General features: G+C 68.2%; 14 protein-coding genes. 5 read left to right on the top strand and 9 right to left on the bottom strand.

Annotation, left to right across the window (positions count from 1 at the left end):
• Positions 1–92 precede the first annotated feature (92 nt).
• From ACIPSA_RS23570 to rpmH, 9 genes are all read right to left on the bottom strand, one after another.
• Complete coding sequence (locus ACIPSA_RS23570) at positions 93–710, bottom strand: GNAT family N-acetyltransferase (RefSeq protein ID WP_402637940.1); 618 nt, start codon at positions 708–710, stop codon at positions 93–95.
• A gap of 354 nt (positions 711–1,064) precedes the next feature.
• Complete coding sequence (locus ACIPSA_RS23565; RefSeq protein WP_402637939.1) at positions 1,065–2,165, bottom strand: ParB/RepB/Spo0J family partition protein; 1,101 nt, start codon at positions 2,163–2,165, stop codon at positions 1,065–1,067.
• Positions 2,162–3,235: a ParA family protein gene (locus tag ACIPSA_RS23560; RefSeq protein ID WP_402638133.1), complete on the bottom strand. Its 1,074-nt coding sequence runs from the start codon at positions 3,233–3,235 to the stop codon at positions 2,162–2,164. Before ACIPSA_RS23560 ends, ACIPSA_RS23565 begins: the two co-directional genes overlap by 4 nt.
• A 265-nt stretch (positions 3,236–3,500) precedes the next feature.
• Positions 3,501–4,217, bottom strand: coding sequence for a 16S rRNA (guanine(527)-N(7))-methyltransferase RsmG (gene rsmG, locus ACIPSA_RS23555; RefSeq protein ID WP_402637938.1), 717 nt, complete (start codon positions 4,215–4,217; stop codon positions 3,501–3,503).
• 117 nt (positions 4,218–4,334) lie between these two features.
• On the bottom strand, positions 4,335–4,847 hold the full coding sequence (locus tag ACIPSA_RS23550; protein WP_402637937.1) for a protein jag: 513 nt from the start codon (positions 4,845–4,847) through the stop codon (positions 4,335–4,337).
• 15 nt (positions 4,848–4,862) lie between these two features.
• Entirely contained in the window at positions 4,863–6,134 is a 1,272-nt protein-coding gene (gene yidC, locus ACIPSA_RS23545; RefSeq protein WP_402637936.1) for a membrane protein insertase YidC, read from the bottom strand.
• A gap of 3 nt (positions 6,135–6,137) precedes the next feature.
• Complete coding sequence (yidD, locus tag ACIPSA_RS23540) at positions 6,138–6,491, bottom strand: membrane protein insertion efficiency factor YidD (RefSeq protein ID WP_402637935.1); 354 nt, start codon at positions 6,489–6,491, stop codon at positions 6,138–6,140.
• Positions 6,488–6,859: a ribonuclease P protein component gene (gene rnpA, locus ACIPSA_RS23535; protein ID WP_402637934.1), complete on the bottom strand. Its 372-nt coding sequence runs from the start codon at positions 6,857–6,859 to the stop codon at positions 6,488–6,490. Before rnpA ends, yidD begins: the two co-directional genes overlap by 4 nt.
• A 21-nt stretch (positions 6,860–6,880) precedes the next feature.
• Positions 6,881–7,018, bottom strand: coding sequence for a 50S ribosomal protein L34 (gene rpmH / locus ACIPSA_RS23530; protein WP_003949374.1), 138 nt, complete (start codon positions 7,016–7,018; stop codon positions 6,881–6,883).
• A 397-nt stretch (positions 7,019–7,415) separates the two neighbouring features.
• On the opposite strand from rpmH, the gene dnaA reads away from it, so the two are divergent.
• The 5 genes from dnaA to ACIPSA_RS23505 all read left to right on the top strand — a co-directional run bounded on the left by dnaA (position 7,416) and on the right by ACIPSA_RS23505 (position 14,172).
• Positions 7,416–9,341, top strand: coding sequence for a chromosomal replication initiator protein DnaA (gene dnaA / locus ACIPSA_RS23525; protein WP_402637933.1), 1,926 nt, complete (start codon positions 7,416–7,418; stop codon positions 9,339–9,341).
• Between the two features lie 956 nt (positions 9,342–10,297).
• A complete protein-coding gene (dnaN, locus tag ACIPSA_RS23520; RefSeq protein WP_402637932.1) occupies positions 10,298–11,428 on the top strand; it encodes a DNA polymerase III subunit beta in 1,131 nt (376 codons plus the stop codon).
• A gap of 151 nt (positions 11,429–11,579) precedes the next feature.
• Entirely contained in the window at positions 11,580–12,455 is an 876-nt protein-coding gene (gene gnd, locus ACIPSA_RS23515) for a phosphogluconate dehydrogenase (NAD(+)-dependent, decarboxylating) (RefSeq protein WP_402637931.1), read from the top strand.
• A 53-nt stretch (positions 12,456–12,508) separates the two neighbouring features.
• Positions 12,509–13,630: a DNA replication/repair protein RecF gene (gene recF, locus ACIPSA_RS23510; RefSeq protein WP_402637930.1), complete on the top strand. Its 1,122-nt coding sequence runs from the start codon at positions 12,509–12,511 to the stop codon at positions 13,628–13,630.
• Positions 13,627–14,172 (top strand): DUF721 domain-containing protein, encoded by a 546-nt coding sequence (locus ACIPSA_RS23505; RefSeq protein WP_402637929.1) that lies wholly within the window; start codon positions 13,627–13,629, stop codon positions 14,170–14,172. Before recF ends, ACIPSA_RS23505 begins: the two co-directional genes overlap by 4 nt.
• Positions 14,173–14,373 lie beyond the last annotated feature (201 nt).

Below are 14,373 nucleotides of genomic sequence, written 5' to 3'. Positions count from 1 at the left end.
CGGCGGGGCCGTCGAGGCGACGGCACATGTTTCACGTGAAACACGAATGGGCCAACCCGAAGGGGTTGGCCCATTCGACATTCCGGAGGCTCTCAGAGCGGCCGCAGCGCCGGTTCTTTCTGTACGGCTCCCAGCAGCCGGTCGAGCGCCAGCTCCACGTCTTCCTTCCACGAGAGCGTCGACCGCAGTTCCAGCCGCAGCCGCGGATGGGTGGGGTGCTGCCGGACCGTCTTGAAGCCGACGGCCAGGAGGTGGTCGGCGGGCAGCAGACAGGCCGGCTCTCTCCAGCGGGCGTCACCGAACGCCTCGATCGCTTTGAACCCGCGTCGCAGCAGATCCTTGGCGACCGTCTGGACCATCACACGGCCGAGCCCCTGTCCCTGATAGCCGGGCAGGATGAAGCCGGTCATCAACTGCACGGCGTCCGGTGACACCGGGCTCGTGGGGAACGCCGTCGAACGGGGAACGTAAGCGGGCGGAGCGTAGAGCACGAAACCCACTGGCGCGTCGTCGACATAGACCACCCGGCCGCAGGACCCCCAGTCCAGCAGGACGGCGGAGATCCAGGCCTCCTTCTCCAGTGCGGGGGTGCCCGCCTTTATCGCGGCCGCACCGCTGACGGGGTCCAGCTCCCAGAAGACACACGAGCGACAGCGCTTGGGAAGGTCCTGAAGGTTGTCCAGCGTGAGCGGTACGAGCCGACGCCCCATGAAGGCTGTTCCTCGCTTCCTTCGCCCGCGGCATCGCGAGCGGCTGTCAGAGCGCTGCGTTCCCTGAGCAGACTGCCGACGAACCCGCCGACCGCGCCCAGGCCCAGGCCCGCGCTCACCAGACCGGTACGGCTCATCGTTCGCATGGCCCCCGCCTCCCACTCCGCGGTGTTGCCAGGTGGATCAGAGGTACTGCCAGGTGGATGCGCCAAACCCGATCGCATCGTATCGACGATGCGATTGCATCGATACCGCCTGAAAGCAAAGAGCGAACCGTGTTCCGGCACACACCGGACACGATCCGCTCAACTGCCTCACACGACTGAGCCCCGCCCGAGCAGGACCGGTCGTGAATCAGTCCTCCGGCTCCTCGGACTGATCGTCCTGGAGACCCGTCTGAAGGACCGGGCCCTCTCCCGGAGCAAGGGTGCCGAGGATCCGCTCAAGGTCCTCCATGGAGGCGAACTCGACAGTGATCTTGCCCTTCTTCTGCCCCAGGTCGACCTTCACCCGTGTCTCGAAGCGATCCGACAGACGTGTCGCGAGCTCGTTCAGCGCCGGGGAGACCCGGCCACCGGCACGCGGTCCCTTGGAGCGCTGCACCGTCTGGGGTCGCGAGCCCATCAGGGTCACGATCTCCTCAACGGCCCGCACCGAGAGGCCCTCGGCCACGATCCGATGGGCCAGCCGGTCCTGCTCCTCCGAATCCTCCACGGAGAGCAGCGCACGGGCGTGCCCGGCGGAGAGGACTCCGGCGGCGACGCGTCGCTGGACCGCCGGTGAAAGCTTCAGCAGGCGCAGGGTGTTGGAGACCTGAGGACGAGAGCGCCCGATGCGGTCCGCCAGCTGGTCGTGCGTGCAGTTGAAGTCCTTCAGCAACTGGTCGTAGGCAGCAGCCTCTTCCAGCGGGTTCAGCTGGGCACGGTGCAGGTTCTCCAGGAGCGCGTCCAGGAGGAGCTTCTCGTCATCCGTGGCCCGCACGATCGCCGGGATCGCTTCGAGGCCGGCCTCGCGACAGGCCCTCCAGCGCCGCTCGCCCATGATGAGTTCGTAGCGGGCCGGACCGAGCTGCCGTACGACGACGGGCTGGAGGAGACCGACCTCCTTGATGGAGGTGATCAGTTCGTGCAGCGCATCCTCGTCGAAGACCTCACGGGGCTGGCGCGGGTTCGGTGTGATCGAGTCGAGGGGGAGCTCGGCGAAGTGGGCCCCCACGGGAGGGGCGGGCGTCTCCGCGAAGCCGTTCAGCAACGGCTCCTCGGTTTCATGTGAAACAGGCGACAGACTGGCCACCTTCGCCGCGGCCACCCCACGGTCCGTCGACGCCACCGGAACCACTGCGGGGGACAGGGAAGCCGCACCACCCACCACGGCCGGGGCCGGGGTCTTCTCCGTCGGGGCAGCAGGGATCAGTGCGCCAAGACCACGACCCAAACCCCTCCGTCGCTCGCTCACTGGATCCCCTCCACCATGCTTGGGTTGTTCTGGGCGCCGATATGAGCCTGCGTCGGGTCATAGCTGACACCGACTCCCTTCAGCGCGATTTCACGGGCCGCCTCAAGATAGGAGAGGGCACCGCTTGATCCTGGATCGTAGGTCAGCACCGTCTGCCCATAGCTCGGCGCCTCGGAGATACGGACCGAGCGAGGAATGCTCGTCCGCAGCACCTCGTCACCGAAGTGGCTGCGCACCTCGTCCGCGACCTGGGAAGCGAGACGCGTCCGGCCGTCGTACATGGTGAGCAGGATGGTCGACACATGCAGATTGGGATTGAGGTGTCCCCGCACCAGGTCGACATTGCGCAGCAGCTGACCGAGGCCCTCCAGCGCGTAGTACTCGCACTGGATCGGGATCAGGACCTCCTGGCCCGCGACCATCGCATTGACCGTCAACAGGCCGAGCGAGGGCGGGCAGTCGATGAGGATGTAGTCCAGCGGCTGCTCGTACGCCTGAATCGCCCGCTGCAGCCTGCTCTCTCGCGCCACCAAGGACACCAGCTCGATCTCCGCACCGGCGAGATCGATCGTGGCGGGGGCGCAGAAGAGACCCTCGACATCGGGGACCGGCTGGACGACCTCCGCGAGAGGCCTGCTCTCGACCAGCACGTCGTAGATGGAAGGAACCTCGGCGTGATGGTCGATCCCCAGAGCAGTGGACGCATTGCCCTGCGGATCGAGGTCGATCACCAGGACACGGGCACCATGTAGGGCCAGTGAAGCGGCAAGGTTGACGGTCGTCGTCGTCTTGCCCACACCGCCCTTCTGGTTGGCGACCACGATGAAACGGGTCTGCTCGGGCCGTGGCAGGCCTTCGCCAGCACGGCCCAGAGCCTCCACCGCCAGTTGGGCAGCACGACCGATGGGAGTGTCGTCCATCGGAGGCGGTGTTTCACGTGAAACATCCACCCCCATCGACTCGGTACGGGGACCGGGGACCGGATCGGTCATCGGTCCCGCGATGTTGGCGTCGGACCGCAAGGATTCACTCTCCTCGGCTTCAGGCTCGCGATGAACAGAGCCTGCCATGTCTTCGGGGTCGCGAACCAGTGAGGCCTGTTCTTCTGTGGAGAAATCCACCTCTGTGGACAACTTCGTTACCTCTCCCAGGGACCCGAGAGGCTTACGGTCGCGAGGTTCGGCCGCAGCGCGGCCGCGACTGATGATGCCGTGCAACAGTGAGCGACGTTTCACGTGAAACACGATGCACAGCGTTCGCGGCCGGGCCCTCGCGACACTCCGACCCGGTTCGGTTTGGCACCTTGTGTGGAGTACGTCTCGTCCGCAGGGTCGATCAGCGGCGCCGACGAGCGCGCCCCGCGCGGGCAGCCTTCGCCCGCTTGGCCGCAAACCGTACGCCGCCGGGGCTTTCCCCGACCTCGACACGCACGACCGTGGACAGCGGGTCCACGACCCCCTCACCCACGTGAAGGACGGACGTCGCCACCGCGCCGAGCTTGCTCAGTGCCGTGGCCGCGCTCTTGAGCTCCTCCTCCGCGGTGTCCCCCTTGAGTGCGAGCATCTCCCCGTACGGCCGCAGCAGCGGGATCCCCCAGGTGGCCAGCCGGTCCAGCGGAGCCACGGCACGCGCAGTCACCACATGGACCGGCTGCAGCTTGCCCATGACCTCTTCCGCACGGCCACGAACGACCGTGACATGGTCCAGGCCCAGGAGCTCGACGACCTCGGTCAGGAAGTTCGTACGCCGCAGCAACGGCTCCAGAAGAGTGATCTTCAGGTCGTCCCGGACGAGCGCCAGGGGGATGCCCGGGAGGCCGGCGCCCGAGCCGACGTCGCACACCGTCACCCCCTCGGGGACGACTTCCGAGAGCACCGCACAGTTCAGCAGGTGGCGTTCCCACAAGCGGGGCACTTCCCGTGGGCCGATCAGACCACGCTGCACGCCCGCCTCGGCGAGCAGTTCCGCGTAGCGGACCGCATCGGCGAAGCGATCACCAAACACCTCCCGCGCCTTTTCGGGCGCAGGGGGGAGCTCCGCTGCCTCCGTCACGGGGACCGTCCTTCCGTACAGCGCCGACGCACCGAGCGTCGACCACCAGAACTACCAGGCTGACAAAGTTCGGCCCCGCCTGCGCAACAGACGGGGCCGGTGGAACGTAGAGACCGATCAGGCGGGCAGCACGACGACGAACCGCTGCGGCTCCTCGCCCTCCGACTCGCTGCGCAGCCCCGCGGCCTTGACCGCGTCGTGCACGACCTTGCGCTCGAACGGAGTCATCGGCTTGAGCTTCACGGGCTCGCCGCTGCTCTTGACCTCGGCGGCGGCCTTGGCGCCCAGCTCGGAGAGCTCGGCACGCTTCTTGGCGCGGTAGCCCGCGATGTCCAGCATCAGCCGGCTGCGGTCCCCGGTCTCCCGGTGCACGGCCAGCCGGGTCAGCTCCTGCAGCGCCTCAAGCACCTCGCCGTCACGGCCGACCAGCTTCTGCAGGTCGCGGCCGCCCGTGTCGCTGATGATCGACACAGAGGCGCGGTCGGCCTCGACGTCCATGTCGATATCGCCGTCGAGATCGGCGATGTCCAGCAGACCCTCGAGGTAGTCCGCCGCGATCTCGCCCTCCTGCTCCAGGCGGGTCAGGGTGTCTGCACCCTCGGCAGCGGCGGAGGTGGTGCCTTCCGTCACGGGATGGGCTCCTTCTTACTTCTTGGACGGGGACTTGGGCCGCTGCGGACCCTTGCGCTGACCGGACTGGGCCTTGCTGCGGGTGCCGGTGCCGGGCGCAGTGGCCTTCTTGGCGGCGGGCTTGGCGTCCTGCGGCGTGGCGTCCTGCGGCTCGTCGGACTTCTCCAGCGACGTGGACGGCGTGGGGTCACCGGCCTGCTTGGGGCCACCGGACTGACGCTGCGACTTGCTCTGGCGCTTGGGCTGCTGGCGCCGGGCGGCGGCCGCGCCGTCCTCGGTCGGGGCGACGGCCTGGGCCTCGCCCTTCACCACGGTGCCGTCGGCCTGGGCCGCGAGGCCGGCCTTGCTCAGAGCGTTGATGAACATGCGCTCGGCATCGTTGCGGTCACGGCCCTTGGCGACGATCGCCTTGATGATGGCCTTCTCACCCCGGCTGCGGGTCTTGCCGTGGTGCGTGACGTGCTTGGTCAGGCGCTCCAGGAAGGCGGCCTGGGCCTTGGAACCCGGGGTCGGGTTGTTGTGGATGACGTACATCTGCTGACCCATGGTCCACACGTTGGTGGTCAGCCAGTAGATGAGGACACCGACCGGGAACCTGATGCCGAAGAAGGCGAACATGATGGGGAAGACGTACATCAGCATCTTCTGCTGCTGCATGAACGGCGTCTTCACCGTCGTGTCGACGTTCTTCGTCATCAGCTGACGCTGCGTGTAGAACTGCGACCCCGACATCAGGACGATCATGATCGCGGTGACGACCCGGACGTCCGTCAGCGAGGCACCGAGCTTCTGGACCGTGTCGGCGCTGTCCAGGAACTTCGAGGCCAGCGGGGCGCCGAAGATGTGTGCCTTCTGCGCGCTCTGCAGCAGGCTCTGGTTGATCACGCCGATGGTGTCACCCGACGCGATGCCGTTGAGCACGTGGTACAGGGCGAAGAAGAACGGGGACTGCGCCAGGATGGGAAGGCACGAGGAGAGCGGGTTGGTGCCCGCGTCCTTGTACAGCTTCATCATCTCTTCGGACTGGCGCTGCTTGTCGTTCTTGTAGCGCTCCTGGATCTTCTTCATCTCGGGCTGCAGCGTCTGCATGGCCCGGGTCGCCTTGATCTGCTTCACGAAGAGCGGGATCAGGCAGATACGGATCAGGATCACCAAGGACACGATCGACAGGCCCCAGGCCCATCCGGTGTCAGGACCGAAGATGGCGCCGTACACCGTGTGGAACTGGACGATGACCCAGGAAACGGGTGTCGTGATGAAGCTGAACAGGCTGGCAATCGTGTCCACTAATCATGCTCCTTGGGCATGGGACGGGGTCTCTGCGGCCGGGCTCGAAGGAAGCTTCCCCTCGATGGCCGGTTCGGCGGCGGAGGGCCCGCCCCTGCGTGCGCGCCAGGCGCTGCGCAGCATTTCGTGCCACCGCGGGCGCTTGCGCGGCGGAACATGGTCCACACCGCCGAGCGACCACGGATTGCACCGGAGGATTCGCCAGGCGGTGAGCGCCGTTCCCTTGACCGCACCGTGCCGGTCGATGGCCGTGTAGCCGTAATGGGAGCACGACGGGTAGTACTTGCACACGGGCCCGAGCAGCGGACTGATCGTCCACTGGTACAGCTTGATCAGGGCCAGCAGTGGGTACTTCATCGCGCGCCCCCTCCCAGCAGCCGTTGAAGGGCGGCATCCAGGTCTCGGGCCAGCTGTGCATGGTCTGCGTCACCCGCTCCGGGCAGCGCTCGTACGACTACCAGGCTACCGGGGGGAAAAAGGGCGACTCGGTCACGCATCAGATGGCGAAGTCTGCGCTTCACTGTGTTCCGCACGACCGCACCACCTACTGCCTTGCTCACGACGAAACCCGCACGCGTCGGGGGAGCGCTCTCCCCAGGCGCGTGCGGGTCCGTGGAACCGCTACGAAGGTGGACGACGAGGAGCGGGCGTCCAGCCCGACGGCCTCGTCGTACCGCGGTCGCGAAGTCCTCGCGCCGCCTCAGCCGGTTCTCGGTGGGCAGCACGACGTCATGACCTGATCGGGATCAGGCGGACAGACGGGCGCGACCCTTGCCACGGCGGGACGCGAGAATCGCGCGGCCGGCACGGGTGCGCATACGCAGCCGGAAGCCGTGGGTCTTCGCGCGACGACGGTTGTTCGGCTGGAAGGTGCGCTTGCTCACTCGGGGGCTCCAGAAAATATCGGGTAGTTGCGGGGTGCCGTCCTGGCTGTCACCGTGCGCCCACGAGTAGCTCGCGTCACGCCCGAGTGCACCGCTTACCGGTCACCTTCAGTGACCTGTGCCCATCGGAGGCAGGCGGCAGCAGCCATCGACAACTCGACCTGGTTACGGTACGCGGGGCTGCGCCGTCCGGTCAAACCACGGGGCACTAAGAGACACTATCCACAGGCTGGGGACAACAACTTGAACCGCACCCGCCGCGCTGACTACCGTGGCTGAACTCCGATTCGTTCCCTAGTCCCCAGCCGAGCCGGGTCCTTCCCGCCCGCTCACCCGATTTGCATCCCGACCCGTCCCACAACCACACGTTCGTGGGACCTGTGAGAGAGCGTGCCCTGTGGCTGACGTACCTGCCGATCTTGCCGCAGTGTGGCCACGAGTTCTGGAGCAGCTCCTCGGAGAGGGCCGCGGCCAGGGGGTCGAGGCGAAGGACGAGCACTGGATCCGACGCTGCCAGCCCCTCGCGCTGGTCGCGGACACCGCCCTGCTCGCCGTACCGAACGAATTCGCGAAAGGCGTGCTCGAAGGCCGCCTCGCCCCGATCGTCAGCGACACCCTGAGCCGCGAGTGCGGCCGCCCGATCCGCATCGCGATCACCGTCGACGACTCCGCGGGCGAGCCTCCCGCCCCGCCGGCGCCCTCCCCGCAGCCGCAGTCGCGCTACGAGGAGCCGGAAATCCCTCACGGGCAGTACGAGGGCTACGGCCGCCACCGCGCCGACCAGCGGCAGGGCGGTGACCCGGCCTCCCGCGCCGATCAGCTCCCCACCGCCCGGCCGGCCTATCCCTCCGAGTACCAGCGCCCCGAGCCCGGCGCCTGGCCGCGCCCCGCACAGGACGAGTACAGCTGGCAGCAGCCCCGGCTCGGCTTCCCGGAGCGCGACCCCTACGCGTCGCCGTCCCAGGATTCCTACGGACCGCCGTCGCGCGACAGCTACGGGCCGCCGCCCCAGGACACGTACGGCTCCGGGCAGGACACATACAGGGCCCCGTCCCAGGAGTACCGCCCGCAGCCGATGGAACGCCCTTCGTACGACCAGCAGCGCTCCGACTACGACCCGTCACGCGTCGAATACGACCAGCGCGACCCCGCCCGCCGCGACCTGCCCGAGCCGCCCGGCTCCGGTCATCAGGCGCACCGCGGCGGCCCAGGCGTCTCCGGGCGCCCGGCCACCGGTGCCCCCGGCCCGCAGACCGCACAGCCCGGGCCGGCGAGCGGTCCCGGCGAGCCGACCGCGCGGCTGAACCCGAAGTACCTCTTCGACACCTTCGTCATCGGCGCCTCCAACCGCTTCGCACACGCCGCCGCGGTCGCCGTCGCCGAGGCTCCCGCCAAGGCGTACAACCCCCTCTTCATCTACGGAGAGTCGGGGCTCGGCAAGACCCACCTGCTGCACGCCATCGGGCACTACGCGCGCAGCCTCTACCCGGGCACGCGAGTGCGCTACGTGAGCTCCGAGGAGTTCACCAACGAGTTCATCAACTCCATCCGCGACGGCAAGGGCGACAGCTTCCGCAAGCGCTACCGCGAAATGGACATCCTGCTCGTCGACGACATCCAGTTCCTGGCGGACAAGGAGTCGACGCAGGAGGAGTTCTTCCACACCTTCAACACGCTCCACAACGCGAACAAGCAGATCGTGCTGTCCTCCGACCGGCCGCCGAAGCAGCTGGTCACGCTGGAGGACCGACTGCGGAACCGCTTCGAGTGGGGTCTGATCACCGACGTCCAGCCGCCCGAGCTGGAGACGCGCATCGCGATCCTCCGGAAGAAGGCGGTCCAGGAGCAGCTGAACGCCCCTCCGGAGGTCCTGGAGTTCATCGCCTCCCGGATCTCGCGCAACATCCGCGAGCTGGAGGGCGCGCTGATCCGGGTGACGGCGTTCGCCTCGCTCAACCGGCAGCCGGTGGACCTGGGCCTGACGGAGATCGTCCTCAAGGACCTGATCCCCGGCGGCGAGGACCTGACTCCGGAGATCACCGCGCCGGCCATCATGGCGGCGACCGCCGACTACTTCGGCCTCACGGTCGAGGACCTGTGCGGCACCTCGCGGGGCCGCCAGCTGGTCACGGCCCGTCAGATCGCCATGTACCTGTGCCGCGAGCTGACCGACCTGTCGCTGCCCAAGATCGGCGCGCAGTTCGGCGGCCGTGACCACACGACCGTCATGCACGCCGACCGCAAGATCCGCGCGCTGATGGCCGAGCGGCGCTCCATCTACAACCAGGTCACGGAGCTGACCAACCGCATCAAGAACGGCTGACGACCGCAGGCGTACGACGCTCAGGGGCGCCCCCGGAGGACATCCGGGGGCGCCCCTCGTCTCGTTCCGCTGCCGTGCCCCGCCGTGGCTCCGCGAGCACACCGGACCGGCCGCACCGGCCCCGCCACACCGGCCCGGCCACACCTCCGGACCCGGGTCCGGCAGGCCCCGGACCATCGGTCCGCAGCCACCCGGTGTTCGATTAGCCGCGAGGTTACGGCCGCTCTCCACAGATTCGGTGACTTTCTTCCGTCCACATCCTGGGGACTGTGGAGTTGTCCAGATCGTGTCCACAGCGGAGCCGGTTGAAAGACCATCAGACCAGGTCATCGGGTTGTGGATTCGTGGACGAACGATCTCCACAGCCTGTGGATGAAGCGAAGATCCACAGGCTGTGCACGAAGTTGTCCACCGGCGCCCCACAGGCTGGGGCCGGTTGTCCCCAGCGATCCGTGGCTTCTCCACATGGCTGTCCACTGTTCGGCAACACGACGCCCCTGATCACCGCGTCGAGTGAAAGGCGTCACACCGAGATGCCGGATTGGGGTGTGGGAAACGTGGGTAAACCTGGGGACGCAGCTGGGGAGAACTGCCCTCGGGCTGTGGGCGGTGTGTGCAGAACTTTCTGTTCTCCACAGAAACGCCAAGTTGTCCACTGCTGTCACCCACAGGGCCGGTGGACAAAATTTCCGCGCTGAGCTGGGCAAACGTGGTTATCCACGGTATCCACAGGCCCTACTACTACTTCCAACTAGAGAGAGTGCGGAATCCGTTTCGAAGTGGGGCCTGTGCACAACTCGCCGTCTCGAGCCCGGCTGCCCCTCGGCACGACTTGACCCCGACAGGCACCTACTGTCAGTGCGGTGCGTCAGACTGGTCCCCGGTGTCCTTCCCGTCGCAGAGGGCAGTGACACCGAGTCGTAGGGCTCAGTAGCAACAGCAGGAGGCGGCTTACGGTGAAGATCCGGGTGGAACGCGACGTACTCGCGGAGGCAGTGGCCTGGGCGGCACGCAGCCTTCCGGCCCGTCCGCCGGCGCCTGTCCTCGCCGGCCTCCTGCTGAAGGCCGAGGACGGCCAGCTGAGCCTGTCCAGCTTCGACTACGAGGTCTCCGCCCGGGTGTCCGTGGAGGCGGAGGTCGAGGAGGAGGGCACGGTCCTCGTCTCCGGCCGCCTGCTCGCCGACATCTCCCGCGCCCTCCCCAACCGGCCGGTGGAGATTTCCACAGACGGTGTACGGGCGACGGTGGTCTGCGGCTCCTCGCGATTCACACTCCACACCCTGCCTGTGGAGGAGTACCCGTCCCTGCCGCAGATGCCGAACGCGACCGGCACGGTCCCTGGCGAGGTCTTCGCCTCCGCCGTCCAGCAGGTCGCCATCGCCGCGGGCCGCGACGACACGCTGCCCGTCCTCACCGGTGTGCGCATCGAGATCGAGGGCGACACGGTCACCCTGGCCTCCACCGACCGCTACCGCTTCGCGGTCCGCGAGTTCCTGTGGAAGCCGGAGAACCCGGACGCCTCCGCGGTCGCCCTGGTGCCCGCCAAGACGCTCCTGGACACCGCAAAGGCGCTCACAAGCGGCGACAGCGTGATCCTGGCGCTGTCCGGTTCGGGCGCGGGCGAGGGGCTGATCGGTTTCGAGGGCGCCGGACGCCGGACGACGACCCGGCTGCTGGAGGGTGACCTCCCCAAGTACCGCACGCTGTTCCCGACCGAGTTCAACAGCATCGCCGTGATCGAGACCGCCCCCTTCGTGGAGGCCGTCAAGCGTGTGGCCCTGGTGGCGGAGCGGAACACCCCGGTGCGGCTCAGCTTCGAGAAGGGCGTGCTCATCCTGGAGGCCGGCTCCAGCGACGACGCACAGGCTGTGGAAAGGGTGGACGCGCAGCTGGACGGCGACGACATCTCGATCGCCTTCAACCCGACGTTCCTGCTCGACGGCCTGAGCGCCATCGACTCCCCGGTGGCCCAGCTGTCCTTCACGACGTCCACGAAGCCCGCGCTGCTCAGCGGCAAGCCGGCGTTGGACGCCGAGGCGGACGAGGCCTACAAGTACCTGATCATGCCGGTGCGGCTGAGCGGCTGATGCCGTTCACCGCCCTCCGTCGGTCGAAGCCGCAGGTGAGGGCATACGCATGAGCGCGTATGCCCACAGATGTGCGTGAGCGTCCGGGTTTAGGCTCGGACACAGGTACGAACGTGCCCCACACGTCACACAGCAACCTAAGGATCAACTGATGGACCTCGGTCTCGTCGGCCTCGGCAAGATGGGCGGCAACATGCGCGAGCGGATTCGCCGCGCGGGCCACACCGTCATCGGATACGACCGCAACGCGGACCTTGCGGATGTCCACAGCCTGGAAGAGCTTGTGGGCAAGCTCTCCGGCCCGCGCGTGGTTTGGGTGATGGTCCCGGCCGGCGAGCCCACGCAGTCCACGATCGACCAGCTCGCCGAGCTTCTCGAGCCCGGCGACGTGGTCGTGGACGGCGGCAACTCCCGCTGGACGGACGACGAGAGGCATGCCGAGGAGCTGGCCGCCAAGGGCATCGGCTTCGTCGACTGCGGCGTCTCCGGCGGCGTCTGGGGCCTGGAGAACGGCTACGCGCTGATGTACGGCGGCGACGCCGAGAACGTCGCCAAGGTGCAGCCGGTCTTCGACGCGCTCAAGCCGAAGGGCGACTTCGGCGCGGTGCACGCGGGCAAGGTCGGCGCGGGCCACTTCGCGAAGATGGTCCACAACGGCATCGAGTACGCGATGATGCAGGCCTACGCCGAGGGCTGGGAGCTCCTGGAGAAGGTCGACTCGGTGACCGACGTCCGTGAGGTCTTCCGCTCCTGGCAGGAGGGGACGGTCATCCGTTCCTGGCTGCTCGACCTCGCGGTGAACGCCCTCGACGAGGACGAGCACCTGGAGGAGCTGAAAGGTTTCGCACAGGACTCCGGCGAGGGCCGCTGGACTGTGGAAGCCGCCATAGACAACGCGGTGCCGCTTCCCGCGATCACCGCCTCGCTGTTCGCGCGGTTCGCGTCCCGCCAGGACGACTCGCCGCAGATGAAGATGATCGCCGCGCTGCGCAACCAGTTCGGCGGCCACGCCGTAGAGAAGAAGTAGTCCACAGGGTCGCTTCGCGATCCACAACCCTGGGGGAGGTCGGCGAAACGACCATGCACGTCACGCATCTGTCGCTGGCCGACTTCCGCTCGTACGCCCGGGTCGAGGTCCCGCTCGACCCGGGCGTCACCGCCTTCGTCGGCCCCAACGGGCAGGGGAAGACGAACCTCGTCGAGGCGGTCGGCTATCTCGCTACCCTCGGCAGCCACCGCGTCGCCTCCGACGCGCCCCTGGTCCGTATGGGTGCCGACCGCGCGATCATCCGGGCGCAGGTCCGGCAGGGCGAGCGGCAGCAGCTGGTCGAGCTGGAGCTGAACCCGGGCAAGGCCAACCGTGCCCGTATCAACAGGTCCTCGCAGGTCAGGCCTCGTGATGTGCTCGGGATCGTACGGACCGTGCTGTTCGCGCCCGAGGATCTAGCCCTGGTCAAGGGCGACCCCGGTGAGCGTCGGCGCTTCCTCGACGAGCTGATCACGGCCCGCTCCCCGCGTATGGCGGGCGTGCGCTCCGACTACGAGCGGGTCCTCAAGCAGCGCAACACGCTCCTGAAGACGGCCGCGCTGGCCCGCCGGCACGGGGGCCGTTCCATGGACCTGTCCACGCTGGACGTCTGGGACCAGCACCTCGCGCGGGTGGGTGCCGAGCTGTTCGCCCAGCGCCTCGACCTGGTCGCCGCGATCCAGCCGCTGGCCGACAAAGCGTACGAGCAGCTGGCCCCCGGAGGCGGTCCCGTCGCCCTGGAGTACAAGCCGTCCGCGCCCGGCGAGGCCCATACGCGCGAGGACCTCTACGCCCAGCTGATGGCGGCCCTGGCCGACGCCCGCAAGCAGGAGATCGAGCGGGGTGTCACGCTCGTGGGCCCGCACCGGGACGACCTGGTGCTCAAGCTCGGTCAGCTGCCCGCGAAGGGCTACGCCTCCCACGGTGAGTCCTGGTCCTACGCGCTGGCGCTGCGCCTGGCGTCGTACGACCTGCTGCGCGCGGAGGGCAACGAGCCGGTGCTGATCCTCGACGACGTGTTCGCCGAGCTGGACGCCCGGCGTCGCGAACGGCTGGCGGAGCTGGTCGCGCCCGGCGAGCAGGTCCTGGTGACCGCCGCTGTGGACGACGACGTACCGCATGTGCTGGCGGGGGCGCGGTACGCCGTGTCCGACGGGACGGTGGAGCGCGTATGAGCACGGACGAACCCACCCCTCAGGGATCCGGGAAGAGTCCCGAGCCCTCCGGAGTCGACCTCGCGCGCGTGGCGCTTCGTGCCGCCAAGGAGCAGGCACGCGCGCGTGGGGCCGCGGCGCAGCAGAAGAAGCAGGCTCGGCGGGGCGGGGGCCTGCGCTCGGGCGCGCGTGCCGACGGGCGTGACCCCATGGCGCTCGGTGCCGCGATCAACAGGTTGATCAATGAGCGCGGGTGGGAGACTCCGGCCGCGGTGGGCGGGGTCATGGGGCGCTGGCCGCAGATCGTCGGTGAGGACCTGGCCAAGCACTGTGTGCCGCAGCGGTACGACGAGGACGAGCGTGTCCTGACCGTGCAGTGCGACTCCACGGCGTGGGCGACGCAGCTGCGTCTACTCGCCCCGACGCTGGTCGCCCGCCTCAACGAGGATCTCGGGCAGGGGGCGGTGAGGCTGATCAAGGTGTTCGGCCCGGGTGGTCCGGCCCGTCGTTACGGCTCTCTGCGGGCCCCGGGGAGCACGGGCCCCGGCGACACCTACGGGTGACTTACGTCACGTACCGGAGTTCGTGCGTGCCTTTGTCGTACAACCGCACGCTGTTGCGAATCCCGACCTGACCCCGGAGTAGCCAAGGGTTGACAGCCGGAAGCGCTGAGTGCCTCCGTGAGCCTCTTGGAGCCCCCATCCGTATATCGGGACCCGGTCGGGACCGGTTCAGGGCGGCACATGGGGACTCAGGTACCGGCA

This window comes from Streptomyces sp. NPDC086549, assembly GCF_044746205.1.
Classification (GTDB): Bacteria; Actinomycetota; Actinomycetes; order Streptomycetales; family Streptomycetaceae; genus Streptomyces.
Note: the sequence above shows the minus strand (reverse complement) of the source record. Positions and strands in the feature narration are given on the sequence as shown.

Bases quoted from the DNA above. Each gene is read 5' to 3' on its own strand.
- recF (WP_402637930.1), top strand. From the start codon at position 12,509: ATGCACGTCACGCATCTGTCGCTGGCCGACTTCCGCTCGTACGCCCGG.
- ACIPSA_RS23560 (WP_402638133.1), bottom strand. From the start codon at position 3,235: ATGGCAGGCTCTGTTCATCGCGAGCCTGAAGCCGAGGAGAGTGAATCC.
- yidD (WP_402637935.1), bottom strand. From the start codon at position 6,491: ATGAAGTACCCACTGCTGGCCCTGATCAAGCTGTACCAGTGGACGATC.
- ACIPSA_RS23570 (WP_402637940.1), bottom strand. From the start codon at position 710: ATGGGGCGTCGGCTCGTACCGCTCACGCTGGACAACCTTCAGGACCTT.
- gnd (WP_402637931.1), top strand. From the start codon at position 11,580: ATGGACCTCGGTCTCGTCGGCCTCGGCAAGATGGGCGGCAACATGCGC.
- ACIPSA_RS23505 (WP_402637929.1), top strand. From the start codon at position 13,627: ATGAGCACGGACGAACCCACCCCTCAGGGATCCGGGAAGAGTCCCGAG.